We start from the raw sequence: 18,720 nt of genomic DNA, 5'->3' as shown, positions 1-18,720 counted from the left end.
GTTTCACGGCGGCAGCTGAGCGGTTAAGGCAAGCCGCATGCCAGTGCGGTGCGTCGGGAACCCGTTCCCGGCTGCGCTCAGATCAGTTCGTTCTGGTGGCGCGCGGCCAGCAGGACCAGATCGTTGGCGCGACGGCAGCCCAGCGATTCCATCATTCGTGCGCGGTGGGTCTCCACCGTCTTGACGCTGATCCCCAGGTCCGACGCGATTTCCTTGTTGCTCTGGCCGCGGCCGATCTGGCGCAGGATCTCGCGCTGCCGCGGCGACAGCGCGGCGACGCCGACCGGGCGTTCGCGGCCCAGCATCGGCGCGATCATCTTCGACGAGATCTGCGGGCTCAGGAACACCTGGTTGAGGCTGGCTGCGCGCAGCGCCAGTTCCAGTTCCAGCGGCGCCGCATCCTTGACCACGAAGCCGGTGGCGCCGCGGTCCAGCGCGTCGCGCACGTGCACCGGGTCGTCGTGCATCGACATCATCACCACGCGGGTCTTGGGCGAGGTGTGCAGCACGTCGGTCAGCGCGTCCAGGCCGCTGCGCCCGGGCAGCGACAGGTCCATCAGCACCAGGTCGGGGCGGTGCAGGCTGGCCAGGTCCACGGCTTCCTGTGCGTTGCTGGCCTCGGCGATCACGTCGATGTCCGCGAACGTCTGCAACAGCCGGCTCAGGCCGGCACGGACCAGGGTGTGATCGTCGACGATGATGACTCGCACAGTGGGAAGATCTCTCTACTCTAGTACCGCACCTTAGCCGAGCGCGCCGTCGCCGCCAACCTCGCAGCGCCGCGGCGGGGCGGCCGCGGGCGATTCAGCGCGCGCGCCGGCTGTCGGCGATCTGTCGCCGGTGCAGGCGGAACAGGTGCCGTTCCAGGGCCTCTTCCAGGCCTGGCGGCTGTGTCTCGAATCGTAGCCAGAGATAGAAACCGCCGCCAGCGGCGGCTTCGGCCAGTACCTGGACCGGTAGTTCCAGGTGATCAGGGAGCCAGTCCGAAGGCTGCAGGCGCAGCAAGCCGGCCGCGCCCGGCAGCGCGCCCGAGCGCGATCCCAGTTCCAATCTCAGGCCTCGGCGCGACCAGCGCACGGGGCGCAGCGGCAGGCCTTCCTCGTGCTGCCGGGCCAGGCGGCCGAGCAGCACCAGCATCAAATCGAGCTTGGCGTCCATGCGCTGCAGTTGCAGCGGCTGGTCGCTGCGCTCTTCGCCGCCGTCCTCGCTGCGCAGGTCTTCGACCTGGGCCAGGCCGCGCAGCAGGGCTTCGCCGGCGCCGAAGCGGCCGATGCCGTTGCCCAGCTTGAAGTCGGCCGGCAACGCCAGTTCGCAGCTGAGGGTGTCGTGGAACAGCTCGGCTTCGGCAGGGTGGTGTACGGCGCCGTCGGACGCGCTGTTCATCTCAGCGATCCGGCCTGCGAATAGGCGCGCGCGGCATTGTTGGACAGGCGGTTGGCGCGCAGCCAGTTGCCGGCCTCGTCGCGCGCCTGCAGCATCTGCGCGATCACCGCTTGCTGCAGTTTCAGCAGCGAGCCGATGCCTTCGCGCGAGACGTCATTGCCGGCCTGCTGCAGGTATTCGCGCAGGTGCTGGTCGTGCTCGGTGACCATGCGCTCGGCCAGCGCGTGGTCGTCGCCCTGCAGCACCAGCTGCAACTGCTGCAGTTCGGCGTGCAGCGCTTCGATGCTGACCGCGATCATACGGCGGCGACCGCGGCGAGTTCGCGTTGCTGGACGGGAATGGCGTTCCACGCCGCATCGATCTCGCTGAGCAGTTCCAGCGATTCGACCAGCGCGCTGTCGTCGTTGTGCAGGTTGGCTTCGGTGAGCCGGTGCATCACGTAGTCGTACAGCGCCGAGAGATTGTTGGCGATCTCGCCGCCAGCTTCGTGGTCCAGCGAGCCGTTGAGGTGGCCGACGATGGCGCAGGCCTCGCCGATCGCCTTGCCCTTGCGCGCCTGGTCGCCCTGCGCCAGGCAAGCCTGGGCCTGGCGGATGCGCTGGCACGCGCCGGCGAACAGCAGCGCCACCAGCTTGTGCGGATCGGCATCGGTGATGCTGGTGGACACGCTCATCTTGCGGTATTGCTCGGCGTATTGGCGACTGGAACCGTGCATGGAAAACTCCCTCGGGTGGCCTGGTGCCGCGCTGCCGCGCCGGACGGCGAAGGCGCCGCGGCGGCGGTACGTGCTGCCAGTCCGGAATGACTGTCGATGCTAAAGATATCGGCCGCTGCCCGGTCGGACTTGAGCGCCGGCAGCGTCTTTCATTCCGATGCCGTTGCCGCTACGAAGAGAACTGCTGGGAGAGGCTTTGGCTGATCGTCTGCATCTTCGCGACGATGGTGTCCATCGCGGTGAACCTGGCGGTGTAGTTGGTGGTCAGCGTGTCCATCCGCTTGTCCAGGTCGCTGAGCTGGTCGGTCAGGTCGGTGATGTGCTTGTTGAGCGTGGCGGTGCGCTGGGTGATGGTGCCGCTGGTGACGTCGAGATTGCTGTTCAGCAGCGTGGTCACACCGGCGGTGAAGCTACCGTCGGTGCCGAACATCGCCTTGGCCGAGGCCGGGTCGCTGGCGATGGCGCTGTCGAACTTGGCGCTGTCGAAGCTCATCGTCCCGTTCTTGTCGATGGTCACTCCCATCGCCTTTAGATCCACGGTGTTGTCGCTGACCTGCTTGCGCAGCGACTGCTGCAGCCCCCGCACCATCGAGTCGCCGGTCAGCGCCGAGGCCTTCTTGTTGGTTGCGTCGTAGGCGCTGGAGGACTTCAGCAAGGTGTTGGCGGTGTTGTAGGCGGTCACGAACGCGGTGAGGTTCGCCTTCAGGCTGCTGCTGTCGTTGGCGATGCTCAGGCTGTACTTGGTGCCTTCCGCGGCCTTGGTCAGGTTCAAGGTGACGCCGGGCACGAGGTCGGCGATCGCATTGCTGCTGGAGGTGCGCTCGAAGCCGTCCACGCGCACGACCGCGTCGGCCGCGGCCACGGTCTGGGTCAGGCCGCCGCTGCTGCCGCTGCTGTAGGTCAGCGCGGCGAGTCCGCCGTTGCCGCCGGCACTAGTGATGGTCAGCGCGCCCTTGGTGCCGGAATCGACCGCGTTGAGCACCAGGTGGTCGCCATCGTCGGCGCTGACCACGCTGGCGGTCACGCCGCTACCGCCGGCTGCCTTGTTGATCGCGGCGGCGATGTCGCTGAGCTTGCTGTTTTCGGCGACGGTGACGTTCAGCGTCTTGTCGCCATAGCCGATCGTCAAGGTGCCGTCGCCGACCACCGCGTCGTCGGCATAGGCGGCCGAGGTCAGCTTCTGCCGTTCGGCCAGCTTCACCACTTCCACGCTGTAGTTGCCGGCGGTGGCGCTCTCGGTGACGCTGGCGGTATAGCCGGCGCCGTCGGCGACGGTGGCCTTGACCGCGCTCTTGTCGGCGCTCTTGGCGATCGCGTTCATTGCGGTCTGCAGGTTGGACAGCGCCCCCTTGATCGTGCTCAGCGCCGAAAGTTGGGCGCTGGACGCGGTGCCGTCGGCGTTGATCCGGTTTTCCTGCGGTGCGCGCTGGGCGGCGACCAAGGTTTTGACGACTGCGGCGACGTCCATGCCGGAACCGACGGAAGACAGCGATGAAGTAGCCATGGGTGGGCTTCCTTACGATAGCGGGCACGGAGGCCAGCGGTAGATAGGGGTATCGGCGGCGGACGACAGTTCTTGAGGCCGCGCACGCGTCGGCGATGCCCGGGAGGTCATGCAAATCCTGTGCCTGCGGGCGGCCAGACGCAAAAAAGCCCCTCCTTGCGGAGGGGCTTTTGGTCTTGCCGGTGTCGAGCGGGCTGTTACTGCAGCAGGCTCAGCACGTTCTGCGGGACCGACTTGGCCTGCGCCAGCATCGCGGTACCGGCCTGCTGCAGGATCTGCGTGCGGGTCAGTTCGGCGGTTTCCTTGGCGTAGTCGGTGTCGCGGATGCGGCTACGCGAGGCCGACAGGTTCTCCGAGGTGGAGCTCAGGTTGGCGATGGTGGAGGTGAAGCGGTTCTGCACCGCACCCATGTCGGCGCGCGAGGAATTGACCGCGGTCAGCGCCTTGTCGACGATTTCCAGGGCCTTCTGCGCACCGGAGAAGGTGGAGATGTCCAGGTCCTCCAGGGTGCTGGTGGTGCCGGCGACGGCGGTGGCCGAGGTGGCGATGCCTGCGCTGCTGAAGGTGACGCCGGTGGCGCCGGTGGCCGAGCCTGCGGTGAAGGAGAAGTCCTTGCCGGCCTTCAGCGATTCCAGCTTCAGTGCGCCGGTGGTGCTGTCGACCGAGGCATACACGCCGGTCTGGTCCAGCTTGTCGTTGATCGCGGCGGCGATCTTCTTGGAGATGTCAGCGCCGGTGTCGCCGACGGCGACGGCGACCGAGGCGATGCTGGCGCCGTTGACCGACATGCCGGAGAAGCTGCCGCTGGCGGTCGCAGTGCCGGACGCCAGGGCGGCCGAACCGGTCTGGGTGGCGGCGAAGCCGGCCTTGCCCAGCGAATCGACGTTGGCGTCGACGATGCTGTTGATGCCGATGGTCTGGCCGGCATCGGCGCCGACCTGGAACAGCGCGCCGGAGAACGAGCCGTCCAGCAGCTTGGTGCCGTTGAAGCTGGTCTGGTTGGCGACGCGGTCGATTTCCGAGGTCAGCTGCTTGACTTCCGAGTTCAGCGCCTCGCGGTCGGTGGCGGAGTTGGTGGCGTTGGCCGACTGCACCGACAGCTCGCGGATACGCTGCAGGTTGTTGCCGATTTCAACCATCGAGCCTTCAGCGGTCTGCGCCAGCGAGATGCCGTCGTTGGCGTTGCGCGAGGCGACGTCCAGGCCGCGGATCTGGGTGGTGAAGCGCTCGGAGATCGCCAGACCGGCGGCGTCGTCCTTGGCGCTGTTGATGCGCAGGCCGGAGGACAGACGCTGAATCGTCGTCGCCATGCTCGCGCTGGTGCTGTTGAGATTACGCTGAGCGTTCAGCGACATTACGTTGGTGTTGATTACCTGTGCCATTTTGATATCTCCTCTAAGCGATTTATCCGGCAACCCATCGGTGCCTGGAGCCTCCGCAGGGGGGCCATCAATTGGCCGTTGCCGCTGCTGAGATAAATAACGGCGCGATGTCAACAACCTTTAGCGATTCGCTGCGGAAATTATCGCGATGCGGCGAACCGGGAGCCTTTCGCACGCGCGGCGAAGAGCTTGTTTCGGCCGCGCTTTGCCAAACTTTAGCGGTCCGTTGATGACGTTTCCAAGTCCCGGCAGCGATGACGAACTCGGTATAACGGCAAAAGCCCGGAGGCATCGCCGCGCTCCGGGCCTTCGCTTATAGAGTGGAGTCGGGATTCAGCGGATCATGTTGAACAGCGACATCGACTGCATCTGGGTGAAGATGGTCTGCGCCGACTTGAGCGCGGCCTGTTCCAGCTGGTATTGGCCGATCGCATCGGCGTAGTCCAGGTCGCGCAGCGAGGACAGGGTGGTCTTCAGCGTTACTTCGTTGGATTCGCGCAGTTCGGCGGCGCTGTCGAGCGCGGCCAGCTGCGCGCCGCCGGCGGCGCGCGCATCGATCATCTTCGCCGAGGCCTGGCTGATGTCGCGCATCGACGACTGCAAGGTGTTCTGCATCGCCGCCTTGTCGGTGGCGGTGAGCGGGTCCGAGTTCAGCACGTTGACCAGATCGGTGATGGTGGAGAACACGTCCTTGTTGGTGGAGGCGCCGATCTGGAAGCTGTCGCCGACCGCCGGCGCGCCGTCCAGGCGCATCTTCAGGCCGCCGAAGCTGAGCGTCTCGCCGGCGGCATAGGTGCCGGTGGTGACCACGGTGCCGGTGCTGTCGCGCACTTCGTAGGCGTCGGTGGCGGTGAAGGCGACGCTGTAGCTGCCGCCGTTCCAGCCGCCGGCGCCGGAGTCGCGGCTGTAGTCCAGCAGCAGCCCGGTGCCGGTGTTGGTGCTGGCCGCATGCGCATCGACGGTGCCGTCGCCGGTACGGATGCGCATGAAGATCTCGCTGCCGGGCAGGGCATCGGCGACCTGGGTGTCGGCCGCCACTTCCACGCTGCGCTGGGTCTGGTCGCCGCTGTAGACCACGCTGCCGTTGACCACCGCGAACGGCGCCTTGTCGTCGGCGGCGCCAGCGAACAGGTAGCGGCCGCTGCCGTCGGTGCTGTTGGACAGGCTGAGCAGGCTGGCGTGCAAGGACTTGAGTTCGGCGGCGATCGCCTTGCGGTTGTCGGTGGTCAACGCCGAGCTGTTGGCTTGCACGGTCAATTCGTTGACCCGCGCCATCAGGTCGCCGGCCTGCGACAGCGCGTTCTCCTGCAGGCCCAGGCGGTTCTGCACGTTGTTGGCGTTCTGGCCGAAGCGCTCCAGCTCGGCCACCGCGCGGTCCAGGTTGACCGCGGTGCCGGAGGCGACCGGGTCGTCGGCGGCGGTGACCAGGCGCTGGCCGGTCGCCAGCTGCTGTTCCAGATGCGAGATCTTGGCCTGCTTGCCCAGCATGTTGTTGACCGACTGGCTGAACATCATGCCGGTGGAAATACGGTTGCTCATCGGATCGCACCCAGGATGGACTGGAACATCGTGTCGGCGGTGGAGATCAACTGCGAGGCGGCCTGGTAGGCCTGCTGCAGGCGCAACATGTCCGAGGCTTCCTCGTCCAGGTTGACGCCGGACACCGAGTCGCGCGCGTCCTGCGCGCTGGTGTGGATCACGTCCTGCGCGTCGGCCGCGTAGCTCGCCTGCCGCGCCGCCGAGCCGATCGTGGTGGTGAGTCCGGACACCGCGCCATTGAGGGTGATGGTGCCGCCGTTGAACGCCTTGGCATCGTCCAGGTTGGACAGGGTCAGCGCGTTGCCGTTGTTGCTGGAGCCGGCGCCGGTGGGTTTGACCGCGAAGGTGTCGCCGGCGACCGGCGCGCCGTCCAGGGTCATGCTCCAGCCGTTGGCGCTGATGGTCTGCCCGGCGGTGTAGGCGAACGGGCCGGCACCGTCGATGGTGTATTGGTTGGCGTCGATGAAGGCGATGCTGGAGGGCGTCAGCAGATTGGCGTTGCTGGCGTTGGTGGCGCGCACGTTGCTGACCTTGCCGGTGCCCAGGTTGTCCAGGTCGGCGCTGCCGGTGACCGGCGTGGCCGCGGCGATGCGCGACGGGTCGGTGATCGCCACCGCCAGGCCAGTGACCGCGTTGGCGGTGGGCTGCAGCAGGAACTTGTCGCCGGCGGCGGCGCTGCCGGACACCTGCAGGGTCACCCCGTTGACCACGAACGGATCGGTGCTGCTGCCGGTGCCGGTCATGGCCACGCTGGCGCCGGTGTCGGCGCGGCTGGCGGTCCAGGTGCTGCCGTCGAACTTCAGCAGCAGGTTCTGCCCGTCGAGCTTGCTCAGGTCGCCGACGCTGGCGCTGAAGCTGGCGTTGCCGGTGTTGGCGGCGTTGGAATTGACGCTGGGCGCGGACAGCGAGAAGAAGTCGCTGCCCAGATTGCCGTACAGGTCCACGCCGGCCTTGTGCTGCTGGTTGTAGGTGACCGCCAGGCCGGTGGCGATGCGCCCCAGTTCGGCCTTGGTCGGGTCCAGCACGCTGCTGCGGAACTCGAGCAGGCCGCCGATCTGCCCGCCCAGCGCGCTGTCGCCCAGGGTGATGGTGGTGCCTTGCGCCTTGAGCGCGACCTGCAGGCGCCCGGGCTGGTAGGGATCGGTGACCGTGGTCAGGGTGGAGGCGGTGGTACCGACCACCATCGCCTGGCCGCCGGAGGTGTAGACGTTGATCGCGCCGCCGTCCTGCTGGATCGCGTTGCCGCCGGTGTAGCCGACCAGTTGGGTGATCAGCGCATCGCGCCGGTCGAGCAGGTCCGGCGCGGCCGAGCTGGAGTCGCCGCCGATCTGGCCGTTGATCTTGGCGATCTCGCTGGCCAGGCGGTTGGCTTCGGTGGTGGCCGAGAGCAGGCCGTTGTTGACCTCGTTGCCGAGCGAATCCATCTGCCCGTTGAGCTGCTTGAAGCGGGTCACCAGCGAGGCGGCGTTGTCCAGCACGTTCTGCCGGGTGGCGGTGGCCGAGGCGTTGGACGACAGGCCGGTGGTGGCATCGAAGAAATTCGACCACTGCCCGGAGATGTTGGTGGCCTTGTCGGAGAACAGCCCGTCGACGCGGTCGGACAGGCTCGACAGCTGCTTCAGCCGCGACAGTTCTCCGCCGCTGTCCAGCAGCCGCGAGGTCGCCAGCTGGTCGGCGACGCGGGAGATGTCGGTGATCTTGGTGCCGTTGCCGATGTAGTCCGAGCCGTACTGGGTCGGCGTGGTGGTCGCGAATGCGACCCGCTGCCGGCTGTAGCCGTCGGTGTTGATGTTGGCGACGTTGTGGCTGACGGTCGCCAGGGCGCGCTGGAAGGCGATGAGGGCGCTGGTGCCGGTGGACAGGACGGACATGGGCGGCTACCTCAGCGCAGGACGCTGTTGGACGGATCGGAAGTGCTGGCGAACGCGCGTTCGATGCCGCTGGCGGCGGCGTTGCCGATCGCGGCGACGGCGCGGCCGATGGTCGGGCCGCCGGCGATCGCGGCGATCTTGGCCGCGTAGGACGGATCGGTGGCATAGCCGGCGCGCTGCAGGCCCTGGGCGAAACCATGGATGTTGGTGCCGGCATTGAGCGCTTGCTGGTAGCGCGGATTAGTCTTCAACAGGCGCACGTAGTCGGCGAAACTCTCGGCCGGCGAGGCGTAGGCGCGGAAATCGGCGGTCTGCGATTGCTTGACCCCGCCGACGTACTCGTGGGTGCCGGTGGTGACGCGCTCGCCGCTCCAGCCAGTGGCCTTGATCCCGAACAGGTTGTTGGAACTGGCGCCGTCGCCGCGGGAAATGCCGCGGCGGCCCCAGCCGGTCTCCAGCGCGGCCTGCGCCACCAGCGCCCGCGCATCCACGCCCAGTTCCTTGGCCGCTTTCTGCGCGTGGGTCCAGATCTGCGCGACGAAGCCTTCCGGGGTGCGCTCGCCGAGGCTGGCCGCGGCCGCCTTGGCGGCGGCGCTGGCGCTGGCATCGATGCCGATACTGTCGTCGGCCGCCGTCGTCGCCAGATCCGACCAGCGGTCGTCGGCCCCGGTCCAGGCCACGGTGGCGCTGCCGTCGGCAGGATTGCTGCCGATCGCTTCGTGCATGGCGCTGGTCTCGCGGCCGGCGATCAGGTCGAGCACGCGCGCGACCTGGTGCTGCGGCGCGTCGGCGGCGTCCAGGCCGCCCCAGGCAGCGGCGCCGGCGACTGCGCCGCTATCGGCCAGCGCGGAGGCACCGGCGCTGGCGCTGTTGCCGGCGCTGCCGCCGCCCTGGCCGGACACCAGCGAATACGCCTTGGCCGCCTGCGCGGCGCCGATCGAGGCGGCACCGATGGACGTGTTGGTGGCCGGCGCGTCGGCGCTCTTGCCGCCGCCCAGTTGCTTGGCGATCATCGCCGCCAGGCCCAGCCCCTTGCCCTCGGTCAGCGCCTTGGCCATCTGCTGGTCGTACATGTCGCGAAAGGTCTGGTTCTCGCCCGGGAACAGGGAATCGCCGAAGCTGGCGTCGCGCATGCTCTTCACGAGCAGGTTCGCGAACTGTCCTTCCAACTGGCGCGACACCTTGTCGATCCGTGCAGGATCGTTCTGGGTGGTCGCGTTCAGTTCGATGGGGGAGGCCGAGATGCGCATGTCAGATGACCTCTAGCTCCGCGCTCAGCGCGCCGGCCTGCTTCAGTGCTTCCAGGATCGCGATCAGGTCGCCCGGCGCGGCGCCGACTTCGTTGACCGCGCGCACGATCTGGTCCAGCGAGGTGCCGCCCTCGAACTTGAACATGCGGCTGCCTTCGTTGGTGGCGGTGATGGTGGATTTCGGCGAGGCCACGGTCTGGCCGTTGCTCAGCGCGTTGGGCTGGCTGACCTGGGTGCCTTCGCTGATGGTGACGGTCAGCGAGCCGTGCGAGATCGCCGCCGGGCTGACCCGCACCTGCGCGCCGATCACCACGGTGCCGGTGCGGGCGTTGACCACCACCTTGGCCGGCGCTGCGCCCGGCGACAGCTCCACGTTCTCGATCCGCGCCAGCAGGCCGATGCGCGCGCTCGGGTCGGTGGGCGAGCGCACCGCGACGGTGCCGCCGTCGACCGCGTGCGCACTGCCGGGGCCGAAGGTGCTCTCCAGCGCCGCGACCATCCGCGACACAGTGGTGAAATCGTTCTGGTGCAGGTTCAGGGTGATCTCGCCGCTGCTGCCGAACACGTCCGGCAACGCGCGTTCCACCGTGGCGCCGTTGGGAATGCGGCCGACGCTGGGCACGTTGACCGAGATCCGCGAGCCGTCCTTGCCCTGCGCGCCGAAGCCGCCGACGATCAGGCTGCCCTGGGCGATCGCGTAGACCTGGCCGTCGGCGCCCTTCAGCGGCGCCATCAGCAGCGAGCCGCCGCGCAGCGACACCGCGTTGCCGATCGAGGACACGGTGATGTCGATCGGCTGGCCGGGCTTGGCGAACGGCGGCAGTTCGGCGTGGATCGCCACCGCGGCCACGTTCTTCAACTGCGGATTGACGTTCGACGGCACGTTGACGCCCAACTCGCCGAGCATGTTCTTCAGGCTCTGCACGGTGAAGGGCGCCTGGCTGGTGCGGTCGCCGCTGCCGTCCAGGCCGACCACCAGGCCGTAGCCGACCAGCGCGTTGCCGCGCACGCCGCCGACCTGGGCCAGGTCCTTGATGCGTTCGGCGGCGGCCGGGGCGGCCAGGCCGGCGCACAGCGCGAACGCGGCGAGCAGGCGGCAGGACAGGGACAGAAGGTTCATGGCAGGCCTCAGTACGGCGAGATGCGCGAGTTGAAGAAGCGGCTCAGCCAGCCCATCGCGTTGGATTGGGCAACGGCGCCGCGGCCGCCGTAGGCGATGCGCGCGTCGGCGACCTTGCTGGAAGGAATGGTGTTGTCCGGAGAGATGTCGGCGGCGCGCACGATGCCTTGCACCTGCACCAGTTCGTCGCCCTGGTTCAGGCGCAGGTTCTTCTGCCCCTGGATCACCAGGTTGCCGTTGGGCAGGCGCTGCATCACGGTCACGGTGATGCTGCCCTGCATGGTGTTGCTCTGCGCGGTGTTGCCCTTGCCGGCGAAGCTGCGGTCGCCGCTCGTAGAATTGTTCAGCACGTTGACGCCGTTGACCGTCAGCGGCGCGCCAAGCAGGGTCGGCGTGGCCATCGTCACCGCGTCCTTCTTGGTGATGCTGGTGTTGGCGGTGGTGCTGGCGTTGGTGCTTTCGACCAGGGTGATGGTCAGCAGGTCGCCGACGTCGCGCGCGCGCCGGTCCGAATACAGCGACAGGCTCGGGCCGGCGGCATAGATCGCCCCGGCGGTCGGCTGCGCGGCCTGCGCCACCACCGGCACGATCGGCGCCATCGGCGCGTACGGGCGCACGTCGCCGGCGGCGATGCCCAGGCCGGCGCAGCCGCCGAGCAGCGTGGGCAGGACCAGCGCAGCGATGAGGGAAAGAGAGAAGGGACGCGACATGACAGTTTCCAGAAGTGTCGGGATCAGACGTTGTTGTTCAGATAGCCGAGCATCGAATCGGTGGTGGAGATCGCCTTGGCGTTCATTTCGTAGGCGCGCTGGGTCTCGATCATGCTGACCAGCTCCTCGACCACGTTGACGTTGCTGCCTTCCAGCGAGGCCTGCACGGTGGTGCCCAGGCCATTGAGGCCGGGCGTGCCGTTCTGCGCGGGGCCGGAGGCGGCGGTTTCCGCATACAGGTTTCCGCCCTTGGCCTGCAGGCCCGAGGGATTGATGAAATCGGTCAGCGTCAACGAACCGATCTCCAGCGCCGCGGCGGTGCCGGCGACCTGCACGCTGACCGTGCCGTCGGTGCCGATGGTCAGCGACTGCGCGCCTTCCGGGACCTGAATGCCGGGCTGGATCGCATAGCCGCTGTTGGTGACCAGCTCGCCCTGCGAGTTGATCTGGAAGCTGCCGTCGCGGGTGTAGGCCGAAGTGCCGTCGGGCATCTGCACTTCGAAGAAGCCGCGGCCGTTGACCATCACGTCCAGCGCGCGTCCGGTCTGCTGCGGATTGCCCTGCTCGAAGTCCTTCGAGGTGGACACCACGCGCACGCCGGTGCCCAGCTGCAGGCCCGAGGGCAACTGCGTCTGCGCCGAAGTCGCACCGCCAGGCTGACGCACCTGTTGGTACAGGAGATCCTCGAAGCTGGCGCGATCGCGCTTGAAGCCGGTGGTGTTGGTGTTGGCCAGGTTGTTGGACACGACCGACATGCGCGTCTGCTGCGCATCCAGTCCGGTCTTGGCGACCCACAAAGCCTGATTCATGACCCGATTCCTCTGATGGTGGCCCCCAGATCCGCGAGGGGCAGGGGGACTGATGCATGTGCCGTGCCACAAATGCGCCGGCTTTTCGTCGGCAGCGGCGCGGCGCCCGTGGCGGGCTTAGCCGTTCAGGCGCAGCATGGTGTTGGCCGACTGCGCGTTCTCGTCGCCGTGCTTGATCACCTTCACCTGCATCTCGAACTGGCGCTGCAGCTGGATCATCTGCACCAGCGCGCCGGCGGCATCGACGTTGCTGCCTTCCAGTGCGCCGGTGTGGACCGCGCTGCCGGTGGCCAGGGCGAAGGCCTGGGTCGGATCGTCGCTGATGTTGCGCATCAGCCCGTCGGGGCGGCGTTCCAGGCGTTCGGCCGGCGCCTGCACCACCTTCATCTTGCCGACCACGGCCATCGCCTGCGGGCCTTCGCCCAGCGGCACGATCGACACCGAGCCGTCCTCACCGATCTCCAGCGACTGGTGCGGCGGGATCGCCATCGGATTGCCCTGGTCGTCGAGCACCGCGCGGCCGCTGGAGGTGACCAGCTGGCCGTTCGGGGTCACTGCCAGTTCGCCGCCGCGTGTGTACGCCTCCTTGCCGTCGCTGGCCTGCACCGCCAGCCAGTTGTCGGCGCTGAGCGAGACGTCCAGCGCATTGCCGGTCACCTGCTGCGCGCCGACATCGCGATTGAAGCCCTGGTCGATATGCAGCGCATCGATCCGCGACGGATAGCCGGCGCCCTTGATGCGGAACGCCTCGGTATTGGCCAATGCCGCCTTGAAACCGGCGGTATCGACGTTGGCCAGATTGTGCGACACCGTGCCCTGCGCCTGCAGCGAAGCGCGGGCGCCGGTCATGGCGACGTAGAGTGCTTTGTCCATGGATGTGAGCCGTGATTCGGGATGAGGGGATTCGGGATTCGAACAAGCGGGGCTGCCGCAAACGATCAGGGGTGGCGTGCAAGGCTGGCTTCCGATCGACGGAACGCCAGCCGTGACGAATCACCAATCCCGAATCACCAATCCCGGCCTTAACGGATATTGATGATGGTCTGCGTGACCTGATCCTGGGTCGAGATCATCTGCGAGTTGGCCTGGAAGTTGCGCTGCGCGACGATCATGTTGACCAGCTGTTCGGTCAGGTCGACGGTCGAGGCTTCCAGCGCGCCGGACTGGACGCCGCCGAAATCCGAGGTGCCCGGCGCACCGGTGCGCGCGTTGCCCGAGGCCGAGCTCTCCGCCCACACGTTGTCGCCGAGCGAGCTCAGTCCCTGCGGATTGACGAAGTTGGTCATCGCCACCTGGCCCAGCGCCTTGTCGGCGTTGTTGGAGTAGCGCGCGTAGACCACGCCGTTGGCGTCGATGCTGATCGAGTTGAGCTTGCCGCTGGCGTAACCGTCCTGGCGCGCGTCGCGCAGCGCGAATGCCTCGCCGTACTGGGTCGAGCCGCTCACGTCCAGGGTCAGGTTGAGGGTGCCGGCGCCGGTGCTGGGGGTGAACGTGCTCAGCGCGATCCTGCCGTCGGCGGGAGTGGTGAGCTTGCCGTTGCCGTCGAACTGGATCGTGGTCGGGGTGCCGACCGCGGTGCCGTCGACGTAGTTGTGCACCTGCCACTCGTTGGCGTTGCCGGTCTTGACGAAATACGAGGTCTGGGTATGGCTGACGCCCAGCGAGTCGTAGACGGTGATGCCGCCGGTGGAGTGGTTGTAGCTGTTGGCGTCGCTCGGCGAGAAGGTGGTCACCGTCGGCGCGCTGGCATTGCCGGGCAGGGTGAACATCAGGTTCACCGTCTCGCTCTGCTTGGGCGAGCTGTCGGTGGTCAGCAACTGCAGGTCGGTCAGGGTGCCGACCGCGAAGCCGTTACCGTTGGCCGCCGGCGGGAACACCTGCAGCTTGGCGCCCTGCGGGTTGACCACGTAGCCGTTGTCGTCGGTCTGGAAGTTGCCGGCGCGCGAATACACCTTGGCGCCGTTGTTGGTCAGGGTGAAGAAGCCGTCGCCGGAGATCGCCAGGTCCAGGTTGCGTCCGGTCGGATCGACGTTGCCCTGCGAGAACTGCTGGGCGACGTTGCTGACCCGCACGCCGGCGCCGATCGCGTTGCGCGCCAGGCCGTAGCCGGTGGCGGAGAACAGGTCGGCGAACTCGGCGCGCGATTCCTTGAAGCCGGTGGTGTTGACGTTGGCGATGTTGTTGGCGGTGACGTTGAGGTCGGAGTTGGCCGCTTTGATACCGGACAGCGAAGTATTGAAACCCATGGTGGACTCCTGTGGATTGGCCGGCTCAGCTGACGCGGAGCACGTTGGCGAGCGGGGCGGTGCCCAGCCCGGTCAGGTCGAGGTAGATGCCGTCCGAGCCGATGGTGGCGCTCTCGACCGGGGCCTGGACGTAGGTGGACAGCGCGGTGTTGGTGCCCTTGCTGTCGGTATGCGTGGCGGTGACGCCGTAGGCGCCGGCCGGCATGCGCTCGCCGGCGGTGTTGGTGCCATCCCAACTGAAATTGACTTCGCCGGCCTTGCTGGCGCTGACGCTGATCTGTTTGACCGCGTTGCCGTTGGCGTCGGTGACGGTGAGGTTGACGATGCCGGCGTCGGGCGCGGCGATCACGCCGGTGGCGCCGCCTTCGCTGCCCAGCGGCATCGTCGCCGACGGCACCAGCACCTTGTGCCCGACCAGCTGCGCGCCGCGCAGGATCTGGTCGGTGCTCATCGAACTGGACAGCGCGGTCACGGTCTTGTTGAGGTCGCCGATGCCCTGCACGGTGGACAGCTGCGCCATCTGCGAGACCATCTGGCTGTTGTCCATCGGCTTGAGCGGGTCCTGGTGCTGCAATTGCTCGGTCATCAGCTTCAGGAAGTCGGCCTGGTTCAGCGACGAGGACTTGTTGTCGGTGGTCTTGCTGGTGCTGGAGCCGGTCAATCCGAGGCTGGAATAGATATCGCTGGAAACGGTGCTCATCGGTACGTCCTAGGCCGTTAGGCGGCGGGAGGGAGGGCTCAGCGGCCCATGGACAAGGTGGCCAACGCCAGTTCCTTGGCGGTGTTGAGGACTTCCACGCCTGCCTGGTAATTGCGCGAGGCGGAGATCAGGTTGACCATCTGCGATACCGGGTCCACGTCCGGCGAGTAGATGTAGCCGTCGGCGTCGGCGAGCGGATGGCCGGGCTCGTAGCGCTTGATCGGCGGATCCTTGCTCTGGGTGATTTCCTTGACGTTGACCGCGGTCAGGCTGCTGTCGTGCGGGTTGCGCACCGCCTGGAAGATCGGCTCGATCGGCTTGTAGGCCGCTTCGGCCGACCCGGCCACCGAATCGGCGTTGGCCAGGTTGCTGGCGATGGTGCTCAGGCGTACCGACTGCGCTTGCAGCGCGGAGCCGGCGACGTCGAAAATCGGCAGATTGCTCATGCTTATTGGCCTGTGATCGCGGTGAGCATGCTGCGCACCTTGGATTCGACGAAGCTCAGCGAGGCGCGGTATTCCAGCGCGGCGCGGCCGTAGGCGGCGCGTTCGGTGTCCGCATCGACGGTATTGCCGTCGAGGCTGGGCTGGTTGGCCTCGCGGGTGACCTGGAACGGATTGAGCCCGTTGCCGGTGCCGCCGACCGCGATGTGGCGGCCGTCGGTGACCTGCATCTGGCTGCCGTCGCGCTGGCCCTGCGCGGCACGCATCGCTGCGTCGAAATCCAGGTCCTGCGCCTTGTAGCCGGGCGTGTCGACATTGCTGAGGTTGCTGGCGATCAGCTTCATCCGTTGCTCGCGCAGCGGCAGGGCGTCGCCGTGGACACCTAGGTAGGATGAAATCAGATTGGGCATGGCGCGCTCCCGCGGTTCGTTGCAGGAGTACAGGCAAAGTCTGTGCCAGAACCGGGGTGCGCGCGCCGTGCGGCGCGGGGAACCGCCTTCGCCATTGCGGCGGAAGGCGTACTGCTGGATGCCCGGCGTCGCGCCGGGCACCGCGGAACGCTAGGCGGCCTGGGCCTCGGCGACCACCCGCAGCCGCGCCAGCACGTAGTCGGCCAGTTCGTGCGGGCTGTACTTGGCGACGAAGGCGTTGGCGCCGACGCGCTCGACCATGGCGTTGTTGAACACCCCCGACAGCGAGGTGTGCAGCAGCACGTACAGGCCGGCTAGGCCGGGGTGGCGCCGGATTTCCGTCGTCAGCGTATAGCCGTCCATCGCCGGCATCTCGATGTCGGAGATCACCATGGCGTAGCGCTCGGCCGGATTCTCGCCGCCCGCATGGATCTGCAAGAGATGGTCCAGGGCCTGGCGGCCGTCGGACAGCAGGGTGGCGCCGACCCCGAGCTGGTCGAGCACGCTGCGGATCTGTTGCCGCGCCACACGCGAGTCGTCCACCACCAGCACCTGCAGCTGCGAGCCGGTGAGCGCCAGTGCCGGGTCGATCAGCGCCTCGGTGCGGTTCTGGGCGATGTCGGCCAGCACGCTTTCCACGTCGATGACCTGGATCAGTTCGCCCTGAAAGCGGGTCACCGCGGTCAGGTAGCTGGATTCGGCGCCCAGTTCCGGCGGCGGATGGATGTCCTCCACCGCGATGTTGACGATGCGCTCCACGCCGCTGACCAGGAAGCCCTGCACCGAGCGGTTGAACTCGGTGACCACCAGGTAGCCGGGCGCCTTGTCGGCCTGCGTCTCGCGTTCCGGATGGCCGATCGCCAGGCCCAGGTCGAGCACCGGCACCGAACGGCCGCGCACATCGGCGACCCCGGAGAATTGCAGTGGCAGCCCCGGCACCTGGAACAACTCCGGCCGGCGCAGCACTTCCTGCACCTTGAAGACGTTCACGCCAAAAAGCTGACGGCCGCCCAGCCGGAACAGCAGCAGGGCAAGCCGATTGTGGCCCGCCAAGCGGGTGCGCTGGTCGATTCGGTTGAGCAGGTCATGAGACATGGGGTTCATATCGGCGCATTCGCGGCGGAACTTGAGGGCCGGGCTGTCGGCGACGGGCGTGAATTGCGGCATGGGCTTTGCATGGGACTGGCGACACCTTCATTAGAGAGATGGCCATGCGCCTGATCCTGTTAGTGGTCCTGCTGGCGGCGATGCCGGCCTGGGCCGCGGAATTCCAACCGGTGGAGTCGATCCGCGCCGCGGCGCTGTCCACCCTTGGTCCCGATGCCGAAGCCGAGGCGACGCTGGACCCGTCGGTGCGCGTGCCGCTGTGTCCGGTGTCGTTGCAGGCGCAGCCGACCGGAACCACGACGGTGGAAGTGAGTTGCCCGCGCGAGGCCGGCTGGCGCCTGTTCGTACCGGTCAAGGTGCGGCGCCTGCAGAACGTATTGGTGCTGGGCCGCGGCCTGGCCGCTGGAGAAACCGTCGGTGCCGCCGATATGGTCGTCGAGAAGCGCGACGCGGCGCGGATCGTCGGTGCGGCAATGACCGATCCGGCCGCGGCGATCGGCAGGGTGGTGCGGCGGACCCTGCCGGCAGGCACCTTGCTGTCGGCCAGCGATCTGGTCGCGCAGCGGCTGGTGCGGCGCGGCGACAATGTGGCGCTGGTGGCGCGCAACGGCGCGCTGGAAGTGCGGATGGCGGGCCGCGCGCTCAGCGACGGCGGCGAGAACGAGCGGGTGACCGTCGAAAACCTGTCGTCTCGCCGCGTCGTTCAGGGAACCGTGTCACAAAATGGCGACGTTTTTGTGACGCGTTGAGATCTGGCCTAAAGTTCGTCGGTGTAGGGCCGTTACCTACACCGAACCCGTAGCAGGATGTCGTCATGAGCCAGAAAATTGAAGGGAATTCGCCGACCCAGGCCACCCTTCGTACTTCGACCGTCAACACCAAGGCCGCCTCCGGCGCGTCCGAGGACGGCAAGACGAGTGCGGTGGGCGCCACGGCCGCAACCGATAGCCTGCGCCTGACCGGCGAAGCGTCCGGGCTGCAAAGCCTGCAGCGCGAGCTGGCGGCGGCGCCGGCAGTGGACAGCAACCGCGTCGAGTCGGTGCGCAACGCGCTGCAGAGCGGCAGCTACAAGATCAACCCCGACGCGATCGCCAGCCGCATGCTGGAGATGGATCAGCAGCTCAGCGCATGAACACGACCGTGACCAACCCCTTGCAGCAGCTCAGCGACGCGCTCGCCGGCGAACGGCAGGCGTTGTTGGATCACAACGTGGAAGGCCTGATGCAGGCGACCAGCGACAAGCTGGCCGCGCTGCGGGCGCTGGAAGCCAACGTGCCGGCCGGTGCCGAGGCCGAGTCGTTGCTGCGCCAGCTGGCCGACGCCAACCGCGCCAACGGCGCGTTGTTGTCGCGGCGGCGGCGCGAGGTCAACTGGGCACTGCGGCACCTGGGGCGCAGCGAGAGCGCCTCGTCCTACGATGCCAAAGGCCAGTCCAGCACGTTGCGGATGAGCCGCCCGCTGGCGATCGCCTGAGACGCCGATCGCGGCACCGCCGGCCATGTGCCGGCATCTGCGCACCTGACCATGGCAT

The 18,720-nt window shown here is 67.6% G+C and carries 21 protein-coding genes; 3 read left to right on the top strand and 18 right to left on the bottom strand.

Annotated elements, in window-relative coordinates:
• Positions 1-77: 77 nt before the first annotated feature.
• The 18 genes from HEP74_RS10905 to HEP74_RS10820 all read right to left on the bottom strand — a co-directional run bounded on the left by HEP74_RS10905 (position 78) and on the right by HEP74_RS10820 (position 17,177).
• A complete protein-coding gene (locus HEP74_RS10905) occupies positions 78-710 on the bottom strand; it encodes a response regulator (protein WP_185812904.1) in 633 nt (210 codons plus the stop codon).
• Between the two features lie 94 nt (positions 711-804).
• Positions 805-1,383, bottom strand: a complete 579-nt coding sequence (locus HEP74_RS10900) for a PilZ domain-containing protein (RefSeq protein WP_185812903.1) — start codon at positions 1,381-1,383, stop codon at positions 805-807.
• Complete coding sequence (locus tag HEP74_RS10895; protein ID WP_185812902.1) at positions 1,380-1,682, bottom strand: hypothetical protein; 303 nt, start codon at positions 1,680-1,682, stop codon at positions 1,380-1,382. Before HEP74_RS10895 ends, HEP74_RS10900 begins: the two co-directional genes overlap by 4 nt.
• Positions 1,679-2,098: a flagellar export chaperone FliS gene (gene fliS / locus HEP74_RS10890; protein WP_185812901.1), complete on the bottom strand. Its 420-nt coding sequence runs from the start codon at positions 2,096-2,098 to the stop codon at positions 1,679-1,681. Before fliS ends, HEP74_RS10895 begins: the two co-directional genes overlap by 4 nt.
• A gap of 169 nt (positions 2,099-2,267) precedes the next feature.
• Positions 2,268-3,602 (bottom strand): flagellar filament capping protein FliD, encoded by a 1,335-nt coding sequence (gene fliD / locus HEP74_RS10885; protein ID WP_185812900.1) that lies wholly within the window; start codon positions 3,600-3,602, stop codon positions 2,268-2,270.
• A gap of 197 nt (positions 3,603-3,799) precedes the next feature.
• Complete coding sequence (locus HEP74_RS10880) at positions 3,800-4,984, bottom strand: flagellin (protein ID WP_185812899.1); 1,185 nt, start codon at positions 4,982-4,984, stop codon at positions 3,800-3,802.
• Between the two features lie 333 nt (positions 4,985-5,317).
• On the bottom strand, positions 5,318-6,523 hold the full coding sequence (gene flgL, locus HEP74_RS10875; protein WP_185812898.1) for a flagellar hook-associated protein FlgL: 1,206 nt from the start codon (positions 6,521-6,523) through the stop codon (positions 5,318-5,320).
• Positions 6,520-8,394, bottom strand: coding sequence for a flagellar hook-associated protein FlgK (gene flgK / locus HEP74_RS10870; protein WP_185812897.1), 1,875 nt, complete (start codon positions 8,392-8,394; stop codon positions 6,520-6,522). The genes flgL and flgK overlap by 4 nt, the downstream gene beginning before the upstream one ends.
• An 11-nt stretch (positions 8,395-8,405) precedes the next feature.
• Positions 8,406-9,644, bottom strand: a complete 1,239-nt coding sequence (gene flgJ, locus HEP74_RS10865; RefSeq protein ID WP_185812896.1) for a flagellar assembly peptidoglycan hydrolase FlgJ — start codon at positions 9,642-9,644, stop codon at positions 8,406-8,408.
• Position 9,645: 1 nt separating this feature from the next.
• Positions 9,646-10,764, bottom strand: coding sequence for a flagellar basal body P-ring protein FlgI (locus tag HEP74_RS10860; RefSeq protein WP_185812895.1), 1,119 nt, complete (start codon positions 10,762-10,764; stop codon positions 9,646-9,648).
• A gap of 8 nt (positions 10,765-10,772) precedes the next feature.
• The gene (gene flgH, locus HEP74_RS10855; RefSeq protein WP_185812894.1) at positions 10,773-11,474 is read right to left on the bottom strand and encodes a flagellar basal body L-ring protein FlgH; all 702 of its coding nucleotides are present in this window, start codon (positions 11,472-11,474) and stop codon (positions 10,773-10,775) included.
• Positions 11,475-11,497: 23 nt separating this feature from the next.
• Entirely contained in the window at positions 11,498-12,283 is a 786-nt protein-coding gene (gene flgG, locus HEP74_RS10850; RefSeq protein WP_185812893.1) for a flagellar basal-body rod protein FlgG, read from the bottom strand.
• A 117-nt stretch (positions 12,284-12,400) separates the two neighbouring features.
• Positions 12,401-13,156, bottom strand: coding sequence for a flagellar basal-body rod protein FlgF (locus tag HEP74_RS10845; RefSeq protein ID WP_145708224.1), 756 nt, complete (start codon positions 13,154-13,156; stop codon positions 12,401-12,403).
• 149 nt (positions 13,157-13,305) lie between these two features.
• Complete coding sequence (flgE, locus tag HEP74_RS10840; RefSeq protein ID WP_185812892.1) at positions 13,306-14,529, bottom strand: flagellar hook protein FlgE; 1,224 nt, start codon at positions 14,527-14,529, stop codon at positions 13,306-13,308.
• Between the two features lie 25 nt (positions 14,530-14,554).
• The gene (locus tag HEP74_RS10835) at positions 14,555-15,229 is read right to left on the bottom strand and encodes a flagellar hook capping FlgD N-terminal domain-containing protein (RefSeq protein WP_185812891.1); all 675 of its coding nucleotides are present in this window, start codon (positions 15,227-15,229) and stop codon (positions 14,555-14,557) included.
• A 38-nt stretch (positions 15,230-15,267) separates the two neighbouring features.
• Positions 15,268-15,675, bottom strand: a complete 408-nt coding sequence (gene flgC / locus HEP74_RS10830) for a flagellar basal body rod protein FlgC (RefSeq protein WP_145708233.1) — start codon at positions 15,673-15,675, stop codon at positions 15,268-15,270.
• A gap of 2 nt (positions 15,676-15,677) precedes the next feature.
• Complete coding sequence (gene flgB, locus HEP74_RS10825; RefSeq protein ID WP_185812890.1) at positions 15,678-16,082, bottom strand: flagellar basal body rod protein FlgB; 405 nt, start codon at positions 16,080-16,082, stop codon at positions 15,678-15,680.
• 150 nt (positions 16,083-16,232) lie between these two features.
• Positions 16,233-17,177 (bottom strand): chemotaxis protein, encoded by a 945-nt coding sequence (locus HEP74_RS10820; protein ID WP_185812889.1) that lies wholly within the window; start codon positions 17,175-17,177, stop codon positions 16,233-16,235.
• A 116-nt stretch (positions 17,178-17,293) separates the two neighbouring features.
• Here HEP74_RS10820 and flgA point away from each other — a divergent pair, with 116 nt between their 5' ends.
• From flgA to HEP74_RS10805, 3 genes are all read left to right on the top strand, one after another.
• Positions 17,294-17,938 (top strand): flagellar basal body P-ring formation chaperone FlgA, encoded by a 645-nt coding sequence (gene flgA / locus HEP74_RS10815; protein WP_185812888.1) that lies wholly within the window; start codon positions 17,294-17,296, stop codon positions 17,936-17,938.
• Between the two features lie 65 nt (positions 17,939-18,003).
• Positions 18,004-18,321: a flagellar biosynthesis anti-sigma factor FlgM gene (flgM, locus tag HEP74_RS10810; RefSeq protein ID WP_185812887.1), complete on the top strand. Its 318-nt coding sequence runs from the start codon at positions 18,004-18,006 to the stop codon at positions 18,319-18,321.
• Positions 18,318-18,662 carry a flagellar protein FlgN gene (locus HEP74_RS10805; protein WP_185812886.1) on the top strand — a complete coding sequence of 115 codons (345 nt, stop codon included), beginning with the start codon at positions 18,318-18,320 and terminating at the stop codon, positions 18,660-18,662. The genes flgM and HEP74_RS10805 overlap by 4 nt, the downstream gene beginning before the upstream one ends.
• Positions 18,663-18,720 lie beyond the last annotated feature (58 nt).

Source organism: Xanthomonas sp. SS, from assembly GCF_014236835.1.
In the GTDB taxonomy this organism is placed as follows: Bacteria; Pseudomonadota; Gammaproteobacteria; order Xanthomonadales; family Xanthomonadaceae; genus Xanthomonas_A.
The sequence above is the reverse complement of the archived record's forward strand: the minus strand, read 5'-3'. Positions and strand labels throughout refer to the sequence as shown.